General features: G+C 74.1%; 15 protein-coding genes. 8 read left to right on the forward strand and 7 right to left on the reverse strand.

Going from position 1 to position 19,597, the window contains the following annotated elements:
• Nucleotides 1-68 precede the first annotated feature (68 nt).
• From ACFO9I_RS16085 to ACFO9I_RS16095, 3 genes are all read left to right on the forward strand, one after another.
• Nucleotides 69-1,826, forward strand: coding sequence for a DEAD/DEAH box helicase (locus tag ACFO9I_RS16085; protein ID WP_379182594.1), 1,758 nt, complete (start codon nucleotides 69-71; stop codon nucleotides 1,824-1,826).
• A gap of 97 nt (nucleotides 1,827-1,923) precedes the next feature.
• Nucleotides 1,924-2,925 carry an SGNH/GDSL hydrolase family protein gene (locus ACFO9I_RS16090; RefSeq protein WP_379182596.1) on the forward strand — a complete coding sequence of 334 codons (1,002 nt, stop codon included), beginning with the start codon at nucleotides 1,924-1,926 and terminating at the stop codon, nucleotides 2,923-2,925.
• A 35-nt stretch (nucleotides 2,926-2,960) separates the two neighbouring features.
• Nucleotides 2,961-4,880 (forward strand): penicillin-binding transpeptidase domain-containing protein, encoded by a 1,920-nt coding sequence (locus ACFO9I_RS16095; protein WP_379182598.1) that lies wholly within the window; start codon nucleotides 2,961-2,963, stop codon nucleotides 4,878-4,880.
• Between the two features lie 43 nt (nucleotides 4,881-4,923).
• Here ACFO9I_RS16095 and ACFO9I_RS16100 read toward each other — a convergent pair whose 3' ends face one another.
• A complete protein-coding gene (locus tag ACFO9I_RS16100; protein ID WP_379182600.1) occupies nucleotides 4,924-7,023 on the reverse strand; it encodes an elongation factor G-like protein EF-G2 in 2,100 nt (699 codons plus the stop codon).
• Nucleotides 7,024-7,426: 403 nt separating this feature from the next.
• Here ACFO9I_RS16100 and ACFO9I_RS16105 point away from each other — a divergent pair, with 403 nt between their 5' ends.
• Together ACFO9I_RS16105 and ACFO9I_RS16110 are read left to right on the forward strand one after the other, a co-directional pair.
• Nucleotides 7,427-8,884: an NAD-dependent succinate-semialdehyde dehydrogenase gene (locus ACFO9I_RS16105; RefSeq protein ID WP_379182602.1), complete on the forward strand. Its 1,458-nt coding sequence runs from the start codon at nucleotides 7,427-7,429 to the stop codon at nucleotides 8,882-8,884.
• A gap of 46 nt (nucleotides 8,885-8,930) precedes the next feature.
• Entirely contained in the window at nucleotides 8,931-9,911 is a 981-nt protein-coding gene (locus ACFO9I_RS16110; protein ID WP_379182604.1) for a DUF2332 domain-containing protein, read from the forward strand.
• Between the two features lie 91 nt (nucleotides 9,912-10,002).
• Here the strand turns inward: ACFO9I_RS16110 and ACFO9I_RS16115 are convergent, their stop codons facing one another.
• The 5 genes from ACFO9I_RS16115 to ACFO9I_RS16135 form a co-directional block, all read right to left on the reverse strand.
• Nucleotides 10,003-11,016, reverse strand: coding sequence for a helix-turn-helix transcriptional regulator (locus tag ACFO9I_RS16115; protein WP_379182606.1), 1,014 nt, complete (start codon nucleotides 11,014-11,016; stop codon nucleotides 10,003-10,005).
• A gap of 10 nt (nucleotides 11,017-11,026) precedes the next feature.
• On the reverse strand, nucleotides 11,027-11,635 hold the full coding sequence (locus ACFO9I_RS16120; protein WP_379182608.1) for a TIGR03086 family metal-binding protein: 609 nt from the start codon (nucleotides 11,633-11,635) through the stop codon (nucleotides 11,027-11,029).
• Nucleotides 11,632-12,675 carry a sigma-70 family RNA polymerase sigma factor gene (locus ACFO9I_RS16125; RefSeq protein ID WP_379182610.1) on the reverse strand — a complete coding sequence of 348 codons (1,044 nt, stop codon included), beginning with the start codon at nucleotides 12,673-12,675 and terminating at the stop codon, nucleotides 11,632-11,634. Before ACFO9I_RS16125 ends, ACFO9I_RS16120 begins: the two co-directional genes overlap by 4 nt.
• A 37-nt stretch (nucleotides 12,676-12,712) precedes the next feature.
• A complete protein-coding gene (locus ACFO9I_RS16130) occupies nucleotides 12,713-14,188 on the reverse strand; it encodes a glycerol-3-phosphate dehydrogenase/oxidase (protein WP_379182612.1) in 1,476 nt (491 codons plus the stop codon).
• 116 nt (nucleotides 14,189-14,304) lie between these two features.
• The gene (locus ACFO9I_RS16135) at nucleotides 14,305-14,916 is read right to left on the reverse strand and encodes a TetR/AcrR family transcriptional regulator (RefSeq protein WP_379182614.1); all 612 of its coding nucleotides are present in this window, start codon (nucleotides 14,914-14,916) and stop codon (nucleotides 14,305-14,307) included.
• Between the two features lie 17 nt (nucleotides 14,917-14,933).
• Here ACFO9I_RS16135 and ACFO9I_RS16140 point away from each other — a divergent pair, with 17 nt between their 5' ends.
• Nucleotides 14,934-16,547, forward strand: a complete 1,614-nt coding sequence (locus ACFO9I_RS16140; protein WP_379182616.1) for an FAD-binding oxidoreductase — start codon at nucleotides 14,934-14,936, stop codon at nucleotides 16,545-16,547.
• Nucleotides 16,544-17,473 carry a diacylglycerol/lipid kinase family protein gene (locus tag ACFO9I_RS16145; protein WP_379182618.1) on the forward strand — a complete coding sequence of 310 codons (930 nt, stop codon included), beginning with the start codon at nucleotides 16,544-16,546 and terminating at the stop codon, nucleotides 17,471-17,473. Before ACFO9I_RS16140 ends, ACFO9I_RS16145 begins: the two co-directional genes overlap by 4 nt.
• Before the next feature lie 12 nt (nucleotides 17,474-17,485).
• Here the strand turns inward: ACFO9I_RS16145 and ACFO9I_RS16150 are convergent, their stop codons facing one another.
• Nucleotides 17,486-18,187, reverse strand: a complete 702-nt coding sequence (locus ACFO9I_RS16150; RefSeq protein WP_379182620.1) for a pirin family protein — start codon at nucleotides 18,185-18,187, stop codon at nucleotides 17,486-17,488.
• A 15-nt stretch (nucleotides 18,188-18,202) separates the two neighbouring features.
• Between ACFO9I_RS16150 and ACFO9I_RS16155 the strand changes: the two genes are divergently transcribed.
• Complete coding sequence (locus ACFO9I_RS16155) at nucleotides 18,203-19,564, forward strand: GH1 family beta-glucosidase (protein WP_379182622.1); 1,362 nt, start codon at nucleotides 18,203-18,205, stop codon at nucleotides 19,562-19,564.
• Nucleotides 19,565-19,597 lie beyond the last annotated feature (33 nt).

The raw sequence follows: 19,597 nt of genomic DNA on the forward strand, positions 1-19,597 counted from the left end.
CCGGCGTGAGCAGCGTCTCCGCGACGCCGAGTCGTGACGGGGCGTGCGGAGCCACTACCGTGGTGGGAATGACCACAGACGAGAACGAGTTCGCCGCCGAGGTGACCCCCGCCTTCGCCGAGCTCGGCCTCGCCGACGGCGTGCTGGACGCGCTGCGCGACGTGGGCTACGAGACCCCCTCCCCGATCCAGGCCGAGACGATCCCGCACCTGCTGCAGGGTCGCGACGTCGTCGGCCTCGCGCAGACGGGCACCGGCAAGACCGCGGCGTTCGCCCTGCCGATCCTCTCCCGCCTCGACCTGTCGCAGAAGACGCCGCAGGCGCTGGTGCTCGCACCGACCCGCGAGCTCGCGCTGCAGGTCTGCGAGGCCTTCGAGCGGTACGCCGCCCACCTGCGCGGCGTGAAGGTGCTGCCGGTCTACGGCGGCCAGGGGTACGGCGTGCAGCTGTCCGCGCTGCGCCGCGGCGTGCACATCGTGGTCGGCACCCCCGGCCGGATCATGGACCACCTCGACAAGGGCACGCTGGACCTGTCCGAGCTGCGCTTCCTGGTCCTCGACGAGGCCGACGAGATGCTCAACATGGGCTTCGCCGAGGATGTCGAGACGATCCTCGCGGACACCCCCGACGACAAGAACGTCGCGCTGTTCTCGGCCACCATGCCGCGCCAGATCCGGTCGCTGTCGCAGAAGTACCTCACCGACCCGGTCGAGGTCACCGTCAAGAACAAGACGGCCACGGCGTCGAACATCACCCAGCGCTACCTGACCGTGTCCTACCCGCAGAAGGTCGACGCCCTCACCCGCATCCTCGAGGTCGAGAACTTCGAGGGGATGATCGTCTTCGTCCGCACCAAGAACGAGACCGAGATGCTCGCCGAGAAGCTGCGCGCACGCGGCTTCTCCGCCGCCGCGATCAACGGCGACGTCCCGCAGAACGTCCGCGAGCGCACGGTCAACCAGCTCAAGTCGGCCAAGCTCGACATCCTCGTCGCCACCGACGTCGCCGCCCGCGGCCTCGACGTCGAGCGGATCAGCCACGTCGTCAACTACGACATCCCCACCGACACCGAGTCCTACGTGCACCGCATCGGCCGCACCGGCCGGGCGGGCCGCAGCGGCGACGCGATCTCGTTCGTGACGCCCCGCGAGCGCTACCTGCTCAAGCACATCGAGAAGGCGACCCGCCAGCCGCTGACGCAGATGCAGCTGCCGTCGGTCGAGGACGTCAACGAGACCCGGCTGGCCCGGTTCGACGACGCGATCACCGAGGCGCTCGACCAGGCGACCCGGATCGAGAAGTTCCGCGACATCATCAAGCACTACGTCAACGAGCACGACGTGCCCGAGGTCGACGTGGCGGCCGCCCTCGCGGTGGTCGCGCAGGGTGACACCCCGCTGCTGCTCGACCCGCGCGACGAGGTGCGCCCGCCCAAGGAGCGCCCCGAGCGTGGCGACCGGCCCGAGCGCGGCCCGCGCCCGGAGCGCCGGGGTCGCCAGAGCGACGTCCCGATGGCGACGTACCGGATCGCGGTCGGCAAGCGCCACAAGGTGGAGCCCCGCCAGATCGTGGGCGCCATCGCCAACGAGGGCGGCCTGTCGCGCGGCGACTTCGGGCACATCCAGATCCGTCCCGACTTCTCGCTCGTCGAGCTCCCCGCCGACCTGCCGAGCTCTGCGTGGGACGCCCTGCAGGGCACCCGCATCTCCGGCAAGCTCATCGAGCTGCGCCGCGACGAGGGTGCGCCGCGCGGCGGTCGCCCGGACCGCGGTGGCCCGGACCGCGGCGGTGCGGACCGGCGCAAGCCGCGGCACAAGACGCGCTGACGTGCCTCTGGCGTAGGGGGCCGGAGAGTGCTTGAGTGAGCCAGGCCACATCGGGTGGTCGCTCGCCGCTCTCCGGCATCCTTCTCGGGAGGTCCTCGTGCGCATCCACCCGCGCCCGGTCGCGCTCGCCGTCCTCGGCGCCGTCCTCACCCTGCTGGGCCCGACGGTTCCCGCGCGGGCCGCGGCGCCGTCGTACGTCGCCCTCGGCGACTCCTACTCCTCCGGGGTCGGGACGCGCAGCTACCTCTCCGACGGGACGTCGTGCCAGCGCTCGGCGTACGCCTATCCGAGCCTGGTCGCGGCCGCCCGTGGCTACGCGCTCAACTTCCGGGCCTGCTCCGGCGCCACGGTCGCGGACGTCACGGCGAGCCAGCTCGGGGCGCTGAGCGCGACCACCCGCTACGTGACGGTCTCGGTGGGCGGCAACGACGCGGGGTTCGCCGACGTCCTGACCGAGTGCGCGCTGCCCGGCTGGATGAGCAGCTGCAACGCGGCGATCGACGGCGCGCAGGCCTACATCAGCAACAAGCTGCCGGCGGCGCTGTCCACGCTGTACGCCGCCATCCGCAGCCGCGCCGCCAGCGCCCGGGTGGTCGTCGTGGGCTACCCGCGGATCTTCATGGGCGAGGACTGCAACGCCGCCACCTGGTTCTCCCCGGCCGAGGAGACCCGGCTCAACGCGACCGCCGACCTGCTCAACAGCAAGCTCGCCAGCGCGGCCGCGGCCCGCGGCTTCGGCTTCGCCAACCCGACCAGCCGCTTCTCCGGGCACGCGGTGTGCGACAGCACCGAGTGGATCAACGGGCTGTCGAACCCGATCACCGAGAGCTACCACCCCAACCGCGCCGGCCACTCCTCCGGCTACACCCCGCTGGTCGGCCCGCTGCTGACCGGCGCGAGCCTCACCGTCACGCCGGGGGTCGTGCGGGCCGCCGTCGGGTCCGCCGAGCGGCTCGCCGAGCAGCAGCGGGCGTACGCCGACCAGGACGCGACCATCCGGCCGGAGCGGTTCGTGGTGCCGGACCTGACCACGCCCGAGGCCCGGCGGGCAGCCCGCCACGCCGGTGTCGACCTCGACCGCTGGCTGGCCAGGCACTGACGGCGAGCGAGGCGGGGGCTGGTAGAACCGGGGGCATGGGGGCTCGACAGACCATCGCCAGCCGCTGGACGGCCGGTCTCGCCACGACCGCGCTGCTCGGGCTGCTGGTCAGCGGGTGCGACTCGGTGACGAAGGCGACCGGACCCGACCCCGGGGAGGCGGCCGACACCCTGGCCGACACCCTGGCCGACGCGCTGGCGTCGGGGTCCTTCGGGGACGTGGCGTTCAACCAGGAGACGCCCACCGAGGTGACCGACGACTACGAGGCCACCGTCGAGGGGATGGGCGACGTGCAGCCGGTCGTGTCCGCGGGACCGGTCGAGGAGTCCGGCGACTCCGCGACGGCACCGCTGTCGTGGACGTGGCCGGTCGGCGGCGACGAGTGGAGCTACACGACCGAGGCCCGGATGACCAGGCTCGACGACGAGTGGCAGGTCGCCTGGGACCGGTCCGTCGTCGAGCCCAGCCTGGTCGACGGGGTCACCCTCGAGGCGACCCCGATCGAGGCGCGGCGCGGCCGGATCACCGGCGCCGGCGGCAGCGTGCTGGTCACCGACCGGCCGGTCATCCGCTTCGGGATCGACAAGTCCCAGGTGTCCGCCCGCAAGGCCGTCGACTCGGCGCGACGGCTCGCCGCCATGGTCGACATCGACGCGGCGGCGTACGCCCAGCGGGTCCGGGCCGCCGGGGAGAAGGCCTACGTGGAGGCCATCGTCTACCGCGCCGGCCAGGTGCCCGGGTCGGTGGGCGTCTACAAGGACATCCCCGGCGTCCTCGCGCTGGCCGACCGGCTGCCGCTGGCGCCGACCAAGGAGTTCGCCGCCCCCATCCTCGGCAGCGTCGGCGAGGTGACCGCCGAGATGGTCAAGGACGACCCGGAGAAGTACCGGCCCGGCGACCAGGCGGGGCTCTCCGGGCTGCAGGCGAGGTACGACGACCAGCTGCGCGGGACCCCGGGCGTGGTGGTGAACGCCGTCGGCTCCGACGGCAAGGAGCGGGAGCTCCACCGGGTCGCGGCCACGCCTGGGTCGACCCTCGCGCTGACCCTCGACGAGCGGCTCGAGACCGCCGCCGAGCGCGCGCTCGCGGACGTCGGCCCGGCGAGTGCCATGGTCGCGATCGAGCCGTCGACGGGCGACATCCTGGCGGCCGCGAACGGGCCGGGCAACGACGGCTACAACATGGCGACCTACGGGCAGCTCGCGCCGGGCTCGACGTTCAAGAGCGTCAGCACGCTGGCGCTGCTGCGGGCCGGGCTGCGGCCGGACACGATCGTGCCGTGCACGACGACGATCACCGTCGACGGCAAGTCGTTCAAGAACTACTCCGACTACCCGGCGAGCGGGATCGGCCGGATCCCGTTGCGCACCGCGCTGGCGAACTCGTGCAACACCGCGTTCATCGCCGAGGCCGGCAGGCTGGGCGGCCAGGACCTCGGCGACGCGGCCGCCTCGCTGGGCCTCGGGGTCGACCACGACCTCGGCTTCCCGGCGTACTTCGGCAGCGTCGAGCAACCGGCCGCCTCCGACACCGAGGCCGCCGCCGACATGATCGGGCAGGGCAAGGTGCTGGCCTCGCCGATGGCGATGGCGACCGTGATCGCGTCGGTCCAGTCCGGCTCGCTCGTGGTGCCGCGGCTGCTCAGGTCGGTCGAGGTGTCGCCGCCGGACGGGGTCACCCCGGTGTCGAGGGCCGAGGCGGCCTCGCTGCGGTCGATGCTCCGGGGCGTGGTCACGTCCGGGAGCGGCAGCCAGCTCGCCGACGTGCCCGGCCCGCCGGTGATCGCCAAGACCGGCACCGCGGAGTTCGAGAAGGACGGCAAGGTCCTCACCCACGCCTGGATGATCGCGGCCCAGGGCGACCTCGCCGTGGCGGTGTTCGTCGACGAGGGCGAGTCGGGCTCCGGCACGGCCGGGCCGATCCTCGAGGAGTTCCTGCGCGCGGCGCAGGGGTGAGCCGTCGTCGGAGTCGCCGGTTCACCGGTGATTCATCCAGGTGCTACCGCTCCCGCGGCGGCAGCTTCGCGGCGACCTCGTCCGGCATCGGCTCGTAGTGCGCGAAGGTCCGGGTGAAGGTGCCCGAGCCGTGGCTGGCCGAGCGCAGGTCGACGGCGTACCGCACCAGCTCGGTCTGGGGGACGTCCGCCACGATGCTGGTGCGGTCCTCGCCCACCTTGTCCGTGCCCAGCACCCGCGCCCGGCGCGTGGAGAGGTCGCTCATCACCCCGCCGACCAGGTCGTCGGGGACCACGACGGTCACGCTGTCGTAGGGCTCGAGCATCACCACCGCCGTCGAGGCGGCCGCCTCGCGCAGCGCCAGCGCGCCCGCGGTCTGGAAGGCCATGTCGGAGGAGTCCACGCTGTGCGACTTGCCGTCGGTGAGCGTCACCCGCAGGTCGACCACCGGGTAGCCGAGCCGGACGCCGCGCTCCATCTGGGCGCGCACGCCCTTCTCGACGCTGGGGATGAACTGGCGGGGCACGGCGCCGCCGACCACCTTGTCCACGAACTCGAACCCGGAGCCCTCCGGCAGCGGCTCCACCTCGATGTCGCAGACCGCGAACTGGCCGTGGCCGCCGGACTGCTTCACGTGCCGCCCGTGCCCCTTGGCGGGCCCGCCGAACGTCTCCCGCAGCGACACCGTGAACGGCACCTGGTCGACGTGCACCCCGAAGCGGGACGTGAGCCGCTCGAGCAGCACCTCGGCGTGCGCCTCCCCGAGGCACCAGAGCACCAGCTGGTGGGTCTCGGCGTTGTTCTCGATCCGCAGGGACGGGTCCTCGGCGCCGAGCCGCCCCAGCGCCTGGGACAGCTTGTCCTCGTCGGCCTTGCTGTGCGCCACGACCGCGATCGGCAGCAGCGGCTCGGGCATCGACCAGGGACGGAGCACCCGCGGGTCGTCCACCGACGAGAGCGTGTCCCCGGTCTCGGCCCGGGTGAGCCGTCCGACCGCGCACAGGTCGCCGGCGATGATCCGGGACGCGGGCACCTGGGTACGGCCGAACGGGTGTGCCAGCGCGCCCACCCGCTCGTCCTCGTCGTGGTCGTCGTGGCCCGAGGAGGCGCCGAAGAACGACGTGAAGTGGCCCGACACGTGCACGGCCTGGTCGGGCGCGAGGGTGCCGGAGAAGACGCGGACCAGGCTCAGCCGGCCGACGTACGGGTCGCTGGTCGTCTTCACGATCTCGGCCACCAGCGGCCCGCCCGGGTCGCAGGAGATCGGCGGCGCCGCCTTGCCGGCCGGCGTGAACACCTCGGGCGCGGGGTGCTCGGACGGGGAGGGGAACGCCCGGGTGGCCAGGTCGAGGAGCTCGGTGCAGCCGACGCCGGTCATCGAGCAGACCGGCACCACCGGGAAGAACGTCGCGCGCGCCACCGCCCGCTCGAGGTCCGCGGTCAGCACCTGCTCGTCGATCTCCTCACCGCCGACGTAGCGGTCCATGAGGGTCTCGTCCTCGGACTCCTCGATGACGCCCTCGATCAGCTCGCCGCGCAGCTCCTCGGGGCCGCCGCCGTCCGGGGCCAGCAGCCCGGCCAGGCCGACCACCCGCTCGTCCTCCCGGCGCGGCACGTACAGCGGCACGACCCGTTCGCCGAAGGCCTCCTGCGCCTGCCGCAGCACGCCCTCGTAGTCGGCCCGGGCCTGGTCGAGCTTGGTCACCACCACCGCGCGGGGCATCGAGACGGCGGCGCACTCGCGCCACAGCGCGCGGGTCGCCTCGTCGACGCCCTCGTTCGCCGCGACCACGAACAGCGCGCAGTCCGCGGCCCGCAGGCCGGCCCGCAGCTCGCCGACGAAGTCGGCGTACCCCGGGGTGTCGACGAGGTTCACCTTCACCCCGTCGTGCACGAGCGGGGCGACCGCGAGGGAGATCGAGCGGCCGTGCGCGTGCTCGGAGTCCTCGAAGTCGCAGACGGTGCTGCCGTCCCGCACCGACCCGGCGCGGGTGATGGCGCCGGAGGTGGCGAGCAGCGTCTCGACCAGGGTCGTCTTGCCGGAGCCTCCCGGCCCCACCAGCACCACGTTGCGGATCCGGTCCGGGCTGCTCGCCTCCAGATCGTGGCCGGCCGCTCTGCGCGAGCCCCCCTTGTCCGCCATGACGCCACCTCGGTTCCGGGCCGCTGGCCCCTCGGCAAGTCTGTCTCCCGGTGTGCACACCCGGGTGTGAATTCCGAGGCAACTACTCCCGGCGCCGCTGCGCAAGGGTCCAGTGGCGTCCCGCTCCGACTCGACGTCGTACGGCGGTCTGGTCCGGCGGTCCGGGTGCCGGCGCGCGGGGGACCGACCTGAGGGTGCGGGCCCCCGCGCGCGGCTGTTTCTCGGCCGACGACAGGGGACGAGGCGACGGCTGAGCAGGGAGAACCCCTCGCTGCATGGGGTCAGCAAGGGGTTCGTGCCGACACCAAAGTGCTCCCTCCGAGGTCGACCGTCCCAGATTCCCACGGGATCCGCTGCCCTGTCTGCGGTTTTGCGGAAGGTCCCGACGTGCAAGGCTCTCTCCATGAACGGACTCGATCTCCTCGGCCCCGACCAGCGGGGCCTGTTCATCGGTGGCACCTGGCGCGAGGCGGAGGACGGCGCGCGGTTCGACGTGATCGACCCGGCGGACGGGTCGGTGATCACCGACGTGGCCGACGGCTCGGTCCCCGACGCGGTCGAGGCGCTGGACGCGGCGGTCGCCACCCAGGCCGACTGGGCGGCCACCCCGCCCCGCGAGCGCGGGGAGATCCTGCGCCGCGCCTTCGAGATGATCACCGCGCGCGCCGACGACTTCGGCCACCTGATGAGCCTCGAGATGGGCAAGACCGTCAAGGAGGCCAAGGGCGAGGTGGCCTACGGCGCCGAGTTCTTCCGCTGGTACGCCGAGGAGGCGGTCCGCATCCACGGCCGCTGGATGCAGGCCCCGGCCGGTGGCAGCCGGCTGCTGACCATCAAGAAGCCGGTCGGCCCGTGCCTGTTCATCACGCCGTGGAACTTCCCGCTGGCGATGGGCACACGCAAGATCGGTCCGGCGGTCGCCGCCGGCTGCACGATGGTGGTCAAGCCCGCCGCCCAGACGCCGCTGACGATGCTCGCCCTCGCGGCGGTGCTCGCCGAGGCCGGTCTGCCCGACGGCGTGCTCAACGTCGTCACCACCCGGCACACCGGCGAGCTCAGCGAGACGCTGCAGGCCGACGACCGGCTGCGCAAGGTCAGCTTCACCGGGTCCACCGGCGTGGGTCGGCTGCTGGTCAAGCAGTCCGCCGACCAGCTGCAGCGGGTCAGCATGGAGCTCGGCGGCAACGCGCCGTTCCTGGTGTTCGACGACGCCGACGTCGACGCGGCGGTCGAGGGCGCGATGGTCGCCAAGATGCGCAACATGGGCGAGGCCTGCACCGCCGCCAACCGCTTCCTGGTGCACGAGGACGTCGCCGGGGAGTTCGCCGACAAGCTGGCCAAGCGGATGGGCGCGATGACCGTGGGCCGGGGCCAGGACGACGGCGTCGACGTGGGCCCGCTGATCGACGAGAAGGCCGTCGAGACCGTGAGCCAGCTGGTGACCGACGCCGTCCACGAAGGCGCCCGGGTCGTCGTCGGCGGCGAGGCCCCGGAGGGCCCGGGCTACTTCTACCCGCCGACCGTGCTGCTCGACGTGCCGGCCGACTCGGCGATCAACGCCGAGGAGATCTTCGGGCCGGTCGCGCCGATCACGACCTTCCGCACCGAGGACGAGGCGGTCCGGCAGGCCAACAGCACCGAGTACGGCCTGTCCTCCTACGTCTACACCCGCGACCTGTCCCGCACGATCCGGCTCGCGGAGGCCCTGGAGTTCGGGATGGTCGGCGTGAACACCGGCCTGGTCTCCAACCCGGCGGCGCCGTTCGGCGGGGTCAAGGCCAGCGGCTTCGGGCGTGAGGGCGGCTTCGAGGGCATCGAGGAGTACCTCGAGACGACGTACGTCGCGCTGCCGGTCACCTGAGCCGCCCCGGCGACGGACGCTGCCGGCCATCGGTGATGATCGGCCGGTGGACCTGTGGACCGACGTCGTCAGCCAGTACGCCGGCTTCGCGGACGCGGCGACCGACTCGCCCTGCTTCGAGGAGTGGGCGCGGGCGGTCGCGGCGGACCCGGAGGTGCTGGCCTGGATCGGCTCGCTCCCGAGCATCAAGCAGCAGCCCAACCTGGTGTTCGCGGCGGCCCGGTGGCACGGCGTACCCGCTCCGGGACCGTACGCCGCCCTGCGCGCGGCGCTGCTCGGGGACGACGGCACCGTCCGGGCCACGATCCTGGCGCGGTCCACGCAGACCAACGAGGCGGGCCGGCTGGCGACGCTGGCGCCGGCGTTCGCCCGCGTCGCCGGGGGTGAGCCGCTGGCGCTGCTCGAGGTCGGTGCGAGTGCCGGGCTGTGCCTCTACCCGGACCGCCACGGCTACGCGTGGCACACCGACGAGGGCACCGTCACCGCCGGCTCCGGCCCGCTGCTCACCTGCCGCGTCACCGGGCCGGCGCCACTGCCGCGGGAGCTGCCGACCGTGGCGTGGCGCGGCGGGGTCGACCTTCACCCCCTCGACGTCACCGACCCCGACGCGATGGCGTGGCTGACGACCCTGGTCTGGCCCGAGCACGAGGACCGTCGGGAGCGGCTGGAGGAGGCGATCGCGGTGGCCCGGGCCGAGCCGCCCCGCATCGTGCGGGGCGACCTGCTCGAGGAGCTGCCGCACCTCGTGGACGAGGCGGGCCGGCACGGCCGGGTCGTCGTGTTCCACAGCGCGGTCATCGCCTACCTGGAGGAGGAGGACCGGGAGCGGTTCGCCGGGCTGATCGCGGACCTGGTCGGCGCCGGCCGGTGCCACTGGGTCAGCAACGAGGGCAAGCGGGTGCTGCCCGGCGTGACCGCCACCGGTCCCGAGGTCCCGGCCGAGCTGCCCACGTTCGTGCTCGGGGTCGACGGGCGGGCGGTCGCGTGGACCCACGGGCACGGGCGCTCGATGACCTGGCTGGGCTGAGCCGCCTGTCACGCCCCGTCAGGGACTCTGGGACCCACTCACAACGACGCAGCAGCCTCCTTGACGGAGCGTCACGAGCTGGTCCGGAAGCTCAGCCGCGGGCGCCGAGGGTGGCCGCGAGGCCGGCGCGCGAGGGGATCTCGAGCTTGCGGTAGACGTGGGAGAGGTGCCACTCCACGGCCTTGACCGTGACCTCGAGCCGCTGGGCGATCGCGCGGTTGGTCAGGCCGTCGGCCGCCAGTCTCGCCACCCGGTGCTCGGACGCGGTCAGCGTCGCCAGCACCTCGGCGCGCACCCGTCGCGGGGCCTCGCCCATCCGCTCGAGCAGCCGCCGGACCCGGCCCTGCAACGGCCACAGCTCCTGGTGGCCTGCGTACTCCTCGGCCGAGCGCAGCAGCGCCAGCGCCTCGGCGGAGGCCTGCTCGCCGGGGGAGAGCAGCAGCAGCCCGGCCAGGTCGGTGTCGATCTGCACCGCCAGCCGCCCGGTCGGGAGCCCGTCGAGCGCGGCCCGGGCCCGGCGCAGCAGGGCCAGCGAGTCGGCGCCGGCGTCGGTGGCGGCGAGGGTGCGCAGCGCCTGCGCGACGACGTACGGCGACCCGGAGGGCAGCACCAGGTCGAGGTGCTCGCGGGCCAGCCGGGTCGCCTCGGCGCGCCGGCCGAGGCGGACGGCGGCCAGGGCGGCGCCGGTCCGCCAGGGCACCAGCCCGGGGTCGAGGTCGTGCTGCTCGAGCAGCCGTCCGGCCCGCTCGAAGTGGGCCGCGGCCAGCTCGGTCTCGCTGAGCGCGGCGCTCAGCTCCCCGCGCGCGGCGTACGCCAGCCCTGCCACCGGCCCGGTCGTCCGCCCCGTGACATCGTCGTACTCCGCCAGCTCGTCACCGATGGCCAGCGCCTCGCCGAGGTCGCCGCGGGCCAGCCGGCAGTCCATGACCGCCGCGAGCAGCACCGCCCGCTCCACGCTCCGAGGCGCCGGGTCGGCGTCCTCGCGGAACGCCTCGAGCGCGGCGAGCGCCTCGGTGGTGCGGCCGGCCCGGACCAACAGGCAGCCTCGGAGCAGGGCGGGAGCGAGGTCGCCGAGCGCGAGCTCGGCGTGGTCGGTTCCCTGCATGGCGGCAAGGCTAGGGAGCCCGCTGCGGCCCCGTGCCCGGATTGCGGGGATTGGGGACCGGTGGACCAGTCAGGTCGCGGCCGAGGAAGGCGAGCAGCCGGGCGTCGTACGCCGCGTCGGTCGCCGGCCGCGCCGGAGCGAACCGTGACCCCCGGTCGGCCGGTGTGACCGTCTCGAGCGCGACCGGCAGCAGGTCCCGGGCGAGCCGCTGGGGCAGCGGCGTGCGCAGCCCGGTGGCCTGGGCGACGTCCCAGCCGTGCACGGTGACCTCGAGCGCCGCCGTCGCGACCAGCAGGCTCGCGTGGACCGGTCGGTCGCCGACCCGGACGACGCCGGGCGCCGCGTGCGTCCAGGCGCCGAGCAGCGCGCAGGCCCGGTCCTGGAGCGTGGCGACGCGGGTGCCGCCGGGCTGGGTCGGGCCCACCGGGACCCAGCCCTCGGCGGCCTCGGTGAAGGCGAGGAGGGCGTCGTCCATGTGGTCGAGCAGGACGCCGAGGGTCCAGCCCCGGCACGGCGTGGGACCGGCGAGCGAGGTCTCGTCGACGGAGGCGAGCGCTCCCCGGGTGTAGGCCAGCGCCCGTTCCAGCAGCTCGACGGCCCCGTCGAGCGGCGGGGTCACCGGTGGTCCGCGGCCGGCTGGTGGTCGGCGGGCAGCCGCTCGGGCAGCCCGAAGGTCGCGAACAGGGCGTGGTCGAAGAAGGCGCGGACGTGCCGGACCCGATCGCCCTCGAGCTCGAGGACCTGCAGCTGGAACGGCACGAAGTCGCCGCTCTCGGAGCGCATGTAGAGCCCGTAGGCGGGCTGGCCGTTGGCCGAGGTCGCGATCATGGGCATGTCGAAGGAGCCGCCGGGGCACTCGTTGCCGATCAGCCAGCCGATCTTGTCCGCGCCGCGGAACCAGCTGGTGAACGGCGGCATCTCCCACACCGCCTCGGCGGTGAGCAGGCTGACGATGGTGTCGACGTCCTTGCGCCAGAAGGCCTCGACGTAGCGGTCCAGCAGCTGGCGCTGCGCCGTGCTCAGGTCGGGCTCCACGGTCTCCTCGGTCAGGCCGCGGTCGGCGAGCTGGGCGTGCGCGCGCTGCAGGGCGGAGTTGACCGCGGCCGAGGAGGTGTCGAGCGCCTCGGCGACCTCGGCGGCCGACCAGCGGAGCACGTCGCGCAGGATCAGCACCGCGCGCTGGCGGGCCGGCAGGTGCTGGAGGGCCGCGACGAAGGCCAGCCGGATCGAGTCCCGCTCGGCCACGACGACGGCGGCGTCGGGCACCGGCTCCAGCCAGGCGATCTCGTGGTCGGTCTCGAGCGCGTCGCCGGCCATCGCGTCGGGCGTGCCGAGCCCGGCCGGCAGCGGGCGGCGGGGGCGCCCCTCGAGGTTGGTCAGGCAGACGTTGGTCGCGATGCGGTAGAGCCAGGTGCGCACCGAGGACCGGCCCTGGAAGTCGGCGGACGCCTTCCAGGCGCGCAGGAACGTCTCCTGGACGAGGTCCTCGGCCTCGTGGACCGAGCCGCTCATCCGGTAGCAGTGGGCCAGCAGCTCGCGCTGGTAGCGCTGGGTCAGCGCCGGGAAGTCCTCGAGCTCGGTGGTGGTCACGGTGTGTCGCCCCTTCGTCGTCGACCAGTCTGCCTCGCAGGACAGACCGGCGTCGACGTTCCGACTCATCGGTCCCGGCGCGCCCGGTCCGGATCGCCGGGGTCGGTCAGCGGGACGCGCGGGTGATGCCGACGGCGCGTTGCGCCGCCGGCAGGGCGGCCGCGCGGTCGGCAGGGACGAGCCCGATGCGGGTACGCCGGTCCAGCAGGTCCTCGACGTCGGCGGCCCCCTCGTGGGTCACGCCGAAGAGCAGCTCGGCCAGCGTGACCGGGACCCCGTCGGCGACCGGGGCCAGCAGCTCGGTGTCCGCCAGCCCGCTGACCGCGCGGGCGCTGGCCAGCACCAGCTCGGCGTCGGTGCCGTAGCGGCGCACCAGCCTGGCCGGCAGCTCGAGCCGCGCCAGCTCGGCGCGGGAGGCGGCGCCGAGCAGCGGGAGCCTGCGGGTGCGGCACGTCCCGGCGGCCAGGCCGGCCCCGGCCACGGCGGCGTCCACGGCGTCCTCGGCCATCTGGCGGTACGTCGTCAGCTTGCCGCCGACGACCGTCACCACGCCGGTCGGGGAGGTGAGCACCGCGTGCTTGCGGGACAGGTCGGCGGTGCTGCCGTCGGCGCTGTCCAGCAGCGGGCGCAGGCCGGCGAAGGCGCCCACCACGTCCCCGCGGTGCAGCTGGCGGGAGAAGGCCGCGGAGACCACGTCGAGCAGGAACCCGATCTCGGCCTCGGACGGCTCGGGCACGTCGGGCACCTCGCCCTCGACCGGCTCGTCGGTCAGCCCGACGTACACCGTGCCGTCCGGCTGGGGCAGGACCAGCACGAAGCGGTTGGTCTCACCGGGCACCGGCGCGAACACCGAGACCTGCAGTCCGGGCAGGCTGTCCTGGCGCAGCACCAGGTGGGTGCCGCGGCTGGGCCGCAGCGTGACCTCCTCCACCAGCTGGCCGGCCCACACCCCTGCGGCGTTGACGACGGCCCGGGCCCGGACGGTCGTGGTGGCGCCGGTGAGCTCGTCGCGCAGCTCGACGCGGGTGCCGGTCGCGGACAGCACCCGGGCGTGCGTGCGGACGTGAGCGCCGTACGCCGCGGCGGTGCGGGCGACGGTGGCCACCAGCCTGGCGTCGTCCTCGAGCTGGCCGTCCCAGGACAGCAGCCCGCCCCGGAGCCCGTCCGGCCGCAGCGCGGGGGCGAGCCGCAGGGTCTCGGTCACCGAGAGCCGACGCGGCCTCGGCAGCGTCTCGGCGTCGGTGCGGGCGCCGCGCCGCAGCACGTCCCCGGCCAGCAGGCCCGCGTGGGTGACGCCGGCCTGCAGGCGGGTCACCGGGGAGGTCAGGGGGACCACCATCGGCATCGGCCGGGCCAGGTGCGGCGCGGTCACCTCCATCAGGATGCCGCGCTCGACGGCGCTCTCGTGGGCGACGCCGACCTGCCCCCTGGCGAGGTAGCGCAGGCCGCCGTGCACCATCTTCGAGGACCAGCGGGAGGTGCCGAACGCGAGGTCGTGGGCGTCGACGGCGAGCACCGACAGCCCCCGGGTCACCGCGTCCAGGGCGACGCCGGCGCCGGTGATGCCGAGCCCGACGACCACCAGGTCGACGGTCTCCGGGGCTCCGTCGAGCCCCGGCGTGATGCGCGCCGGGGTTGCGGTTTGGTCCCAAACCGGCGCATTTCGGCCCCGCGAGGTGCGGTTCCTGCCCATTCGGCTCATGGCCGCAGCGCCCGGGTCAGCAGCAGGGTGAGCTCGTCGTCGAGGTCGGCCTCGGCTGCCTCCTCGTCGACCATCGTGTGGGTGGAGAGCACGAACCCGTGGGCGGCGAGCACCAGCCCGCGGGCCATGGCCACCGGGTTGCCGGCGCGGACCTCGCCGGCCTCCTGGCCCCGCCGGATCGTCTCGGCGACCATCGCGAGGATCGCGTCCTGCGAGCGGCCGCGGCGGGCGAGCAGGTAGGGCAGCAGCAGCTCGGGGTCGAGCTCGACGATGCGCAGGAACAGCTCGTTGTCGCGCAGCGTGCGCACGGTGCCGACGATGTCGCCGACCAGCCGGTCCACGGTCGAGGCGGCCGGGTCCTCGTCGGCGACGGTCGCGGCGACCACGCCCGCCCACTCGCGGGTCATCAGGTCGCCGAGCAGCTGCTGCATGTCCGACCAGGAGCGGTAGATCGTCATCCGCGAGACCCCGGCCCGGCGCGCGACCTCGGTGAGTGTCGTGCGCCGCCAGCCCAGGTCGAGGATGCAGTCACGGGCGGCGTCGAGGTAGCCGTCGCGGGGGTTGGGCTCGCTCGCGGGCCGGTCACCGTTGTGACGAAGTGACGTCATGTGTCACAGTGTAACGCATGACGCCCGAGTCGCGCCCTGCCCAGACGCAGCCCCTCGAGATGCACGCCCGCGAGATGCACCCCCAGCGCTGGGGCGACCCGGCCGCGGCGAGCCCGCTGCCCGAGGCCGCCCGCGGCCTGATCGAGCTGGCCTTCGGGATCGACGAGCGGCCGGCCGCCGAGCCGGCGGCGCCGCCGGCACCCGCCGTCGACCCGGCGCTGGTCGACGGCCTGCGCGCCCTGCTGGGTTCCGACCACGTGCTCACCGACGACGCCACCCGCCGGCTGCGCACCCGCGGCAAGTCGACCCCCGACCTGCTCAGGGCCCGTGCCGGCGACCTGTCCGACGCGCCGGACGTCGTCGTCCGCCCGGGTGGTCACGACGACGTGGCGGCCGTCCTCGGCTTCGCCGTGGACAACCATCTCGCGGTCGTCCCCTTCGGCGGGGGCACGTCGGTCACCGGCGGGCTGGCGGCCCGTCGGGAGGGGTACGCCGGCGTGGTCAGCCTCGACCTGGTGCGGATGAAGCGGCTGCTCGACGTCGACCCGGTCTCGATGACGGCCACCCTCGAGCCTGGACTGCGCGGCCCCGAGGCGGAGGCGCTGCTGGAGGGGCACGGCCTGACCCTGGGCCACTTCCCCCAGTCGTTCGAGTACGCCTCCATCGGCGGCTTCGCCGCGACCCGGTCCAGCGGCCAGTCCAGCGCGGGCTACGGGCGCTTCGACTCCCTCGTCGTCGGCCTCACCGTCGCCACCCCGCAGGGGCCGCTCACGCTGGGCAGCGCGCCGGCCGACGCCGCCGGGCCGGACCTGCGCCAGCTGGTGCTGGGCTCCGAGGGCGCCTTCGGCGTCATCACCTCGGTCACCGTGCGGGTGCGCCGACTGCCGGCGGTGAAGGTCTACGAGGGCTGGCGCTGGCCGTCGTTCGCCGAGGGTGCCACCGCGATGCGCTCCCTCGCGCAGTCCGGGCTGCTGCCGACGGTGATCCGGCTCTCCGACGAGGCCGAGACGGCGATCAACCTGGCCCGGCCCGACGAGATCGGCGGCGAGGGGGCGGGCGGCTGCCTGATGATCACCGGCTTCGAGGGCGAGCCGGAGGCGGTGCAGGCGCGCCGGGACGCGGTGGGCGCCGTGCTCGCCGGGCTGGGCGGGACGGCGCTGGGCGAGGAGCCGGGCCGGGCCTGGGCCCACGGCCGGTTCCACGCGCCGTACCTGCGTGACTCGCTGCTCGACGTCGGCGTCCTGGTCGAGACGCTCGAGACCGCGACGTTCTGGTCCAACGCCGAGCGGCTGTACGCCGACGTGAAGGCGGCCCTCGAGACCACCCTGGGCCAGCCGACGATCGTGCTCTGCCACGTCTCCCACGTCTACGAGACCGGCTGCTCGCTCTACTTCACGGTCGCCACCGCGGAGGGCGAGGCGCCCCTCGAGCGCTGGCTCGCGGCGAAGGCGGCCGCCAGCGACGCGATGATCGCGGCCGGCGCCACCATCACCCACCACCACGCGGTCGGGACCGACCACAAGCCGTGGCTGGCGCAGGAGATCGGTCCGGTCGGCGTGGGGATCCTCCGCGCGGTCAAGGCCGAGCTCGACCCGACGGGCATCCTCAACCCCGGGGTCCTGGTCCCGTGAGCGCCCAGCCGGAGCCCGGCTCCCGGAGCTTCACCTTCCTGGTGAACCCCGCCTCGGGGGGCGGGGCGGCCCCGGGCGCCGTCGTACCCGTCGCGCGGCTCCTGCGTGAGGCCGGCTCCACCGTCGACGTGACCTACTCGCCCGGGCCGCGCGCGATGCCCGGCCTGGTCGAGGAGGCCCTGCGCCGCGGCGACGTGGTCGTCTCGGTGGGCGGCGACGGGATGCTCTCCTCGCTCGCCGGGCTGGTCGCGGGGTCGGGCGGCACGCTCGCGGTGCTGCCCGCCGGCCGCGGCAACGACTTCGCCCGGATGCTCGGGCTGCCCGACGACCCGGCCGGCCTCGCGCGGGTGCTCCTCGAGGGCGTGGTGCGCCGGGTCGACCTGCTCGCGCTCTCCTTCCCGGGCGCACCGGCCCGGGTGGTCGCGGGATCGGTCTACTCCGGCGTCGACGCCCGCGCCGCCGAGCTGGTCGACCGGTCGCACCGGCTGCCCCGCCGGCTGCAGTACCCGTACGCCGCGCTGCGCTCGCTGGCCACGTACCGGCCCGGGCGCTACCTGGTCTCGGTCGACGGCGTGGAGCGGGAGCTCCGCGCGGCCACCGTCGTCGTCGCGAACTCCGCCTACTACGGCCAGGGCATGAAGATCGCGCCCGCGGCCCGGGTCGACGACGGCCGGCTGGACGTGGTGGTGATCGAGGCGGCCTCGCGGCTCGAGCTGATGCGCTCACTGCCCAAGGTGTACGACGGCTCGCACGTCGAGCTGCCCGAGGTCACCGTGCTCACCGGGACCCGGGTGGAGCTGCGCGCGGAGGCCCGGGTGCCGGTGCCGGTCGGTGGGGACGGCGAACCGCTCGGGGTGCTCCCCGGCCTCGCGGACCGGCCGGCCGTGGTCGAGCTCCTCCCGGCCGCGCTCCCGGTCCTCTGCTGAGCTGGGCCCGGCTCAGCGGGTGAAGGTCCAGACGAGCAGCTCGGTCGGGACCGCCGCGGTCAGCTCGAGCCCGGGCCGGTCGGTGATGCGGAACGCGTCGCCGTCGCCGAGCGGCTCGGCCAGGGACGAACGGATCAGCGCTCCGCGACCGACGAACACATGCTGGCGGGGCTCGTCGGGCAGGGTCAGGGTCCCCCCGGCGGGCAGCCGGGCCACCCAGAAGGTCGCCGAGGCGGTGCCGATCCGCGCAGCCGCGTCGTCGCGGTGTCCCGAGGCGACGGGCACCAGCTCGCCCTCGGGCAGCGCGACCTCCGCGAGGGTGTACGCCGGCTCGGTGCCGGTCTCGTCCGGGGTCAGCCAGGCCTGCACGAACCGGGTCGGGCCCACGCCCGAGGCGGCCGTCTCGCGGTGCACGATCCCGGAGCCGGCGGACTGCACCTGGACGGTGCCGGGCCGGACGATCCCGGCGCGGCCGGTGGTGTCGGCGTGGTCGACCGCGCCCTCGAGCACCCAGGTCACGATCTCCACGTCGGAGTGCGGGTGCTCGTCGAAGCCGGTGCCGGCGCGCAGCCGGTGGTCGTCGAAGCAGACCAGCGGCCCGAACCCGACGTTGTCGGGGTCGTAGTGGCCACCGAACGAGAAGGAGTGCCTGGTGAGGCGTCCCTCATCTCGGGTACTGAAGCGTTCCGAACTCCGGCGGATCTCCACGGTCACAGGCAGAATTGTGCCGTGCCCTCCCCTGAGCAGTCCCCGCCGTACCCCCAGCTGCCCGCCGGCTTCCGCTTCGGCACCAGCACCGCGTCGTACCAGATCGAGGGGGCGGCGGACGAGGACGGCAAGGGGCCGAGCATCTGGGACACCTTCTGCGCGCAGGAGGGCCGGATCGCCGACGGGTCCAGCGGCGCGGTGGCCTGCGACCACTACCACCGGTACGCCGAGGACGTCGCGCTGATGAAGCGGCTCGGCGCCGGCGGCTACCGCTTCTCGCTGTCCTGGCCGCGGATCCAGCCCGCCGGCTCGGGCAAGCCGAACGAGAAGGGCCTCGACTTCTACGACCGGCTCCTCGACGCGCTGCTCGAGGCCGGCGTGCAGCCGATGGTCACGCTCTACCACTGGGACCTGCCGCAGGCGCTCGAGGACGACGGCGGGTGGCTCAACCGCGCGACGATCGACCGGTTCGCCGACTTCGCCTCCATCGTGGGGGAGCGGTACGCCGACCGGGTCGAGCACTGGATCCCGGTCAACGAGCCGAACGTCGTGACGATGCTCGGCTACGCCATGGGCACGCACGCCCCGGGCCGGACCCTGATGTTCGACGCGCTCCCCGTGTCACACCACCTGCTGCTGGGCCACGGCCGTGCGGCGATCGCGCTGCGCGCGGCGGGGGCGACCAGCGTGGGCTGCGCCAACAACCACGCACCGATGTGGCCGGCCAGCGACGACGAGGCCGACGTGGGCGCGACCAAGCTCTTCGACGCGCTGTGGAACGGCATGTACGTCGAGCCGATGCTGCTCGGTCGCTACCCCGCCGACCTGATGCCGCTGATGGAGGACGTGATGGTCGAGGGCGACCTGGCCACGATCCGCCAACCGCTCGACTTCTACGGCGTCAACTACTACAACCCGATGAAGATCGCCGCCGCCGGCGAGGAGTCGGAGATGCCGTTCGAGTTCCGCGAGCTCGTCGGCTACCCGACGACCGACTTCGGCTGGCCGGTCGTCCCCGACGCGCTGCGCGAGTGGCTGATCACGCTGCGCGCCCGCTACCGCGCCGCGCTGCCGCCGATCATGATCACCGAGTCCGGCTGCTCCTACGCCACGGGACCCGACGAGCACGGCGTGGTCGACGACCAGCCGCGGATCGACTACCTCGACGCGCACCTGAACGCCGTGGCGACCGCGATCCGGCGTGGTGTCGACGTCCGCGGCTACTACACGTGGTCGCTGCTCGACAACTTCGAGTGGGCCGAGGGGTACTCCCAGCGGTTCGGGCTGGTGCACGTCGACTACGAGACCCAGAAGCGCACGCCGAAGCGGTCCTTCGAGTGGTACGCCGCGATGATCGCCGCGCAGCCCCAGCACAGCGGCTGAGCACAGCGGCTGAGCACGACGGCTGAGCACGAC

Source organism: Nocardioides sp. GCM10023255 (assembly GCF_042653125.1).
Classification (GTDB): domain Bacteria; phylum Actinomycetota; class Actinomycetes; order Propionibacteriales; family Nocardioidaceae; genus Nocardioides.

Bases quoted from the DNA above. Each gene is read 5' to 3' on its own strand.
- ACFO9I_RS16085 (WP_379182594.1), top strand. From the start codon at position 69: ATGACCACAGACGAGAACGAGTTCGCCGCCGAGGTGACCCCCGCCTTC.
- ACFO9I_RS16095 (WP_379182598.1), top strand. From the start codon at position 2,961: ATGGGGGCTCGACAGACCATCGCCAGCCGCTGGACGGCCGGTCTCGCC.
- ACFO9I_RS16100 (WP_379182600.1), bottom strand. From the start codon at position 7,023: ATGGCGGACAAGGGGGGCTCGCGCAGAGCGGCCGGCCACGATCTGGAG.
- ACFO9I_RS16105 (WP_379182602.1), top strand. From the start codon at position 7,427: ATGAACGGACTCGATCTCCTCGGCCCCGACCAGCGGGGCCTGTTCATC.
- ACFO9I_RS16115 (WP_379182606.1), bottom strand. From the start codon at position 11,016: ATGCAGGGAACCGACCACGCCGAGCTCGCGCTCGGCGACCTCGCTCCC.
- ACFO9I_RS16125 (WP_379182610.1), bottom strand. From the start codon at position 12,675: ATGAGTCGGAACGTCGACGCCGGTCTGTCCTGCGAGGCAGACTGGTCG.
- ACFO9I_RS16135 (WP_379182614.1), bottom strand. From the start codon at position 14,916: ATGACGTCACTTCGTCACAACGGTGACCGGCCCGCGAGCGAGCCCAAC.
- ACFO9I_RS16140 (WP_379182616.1), top strand. From the start codon at position 14,934: ATGACGCCCGAGTCGCGCCCTGCCCAGACGCAGCCCCTCGAGATGCAC.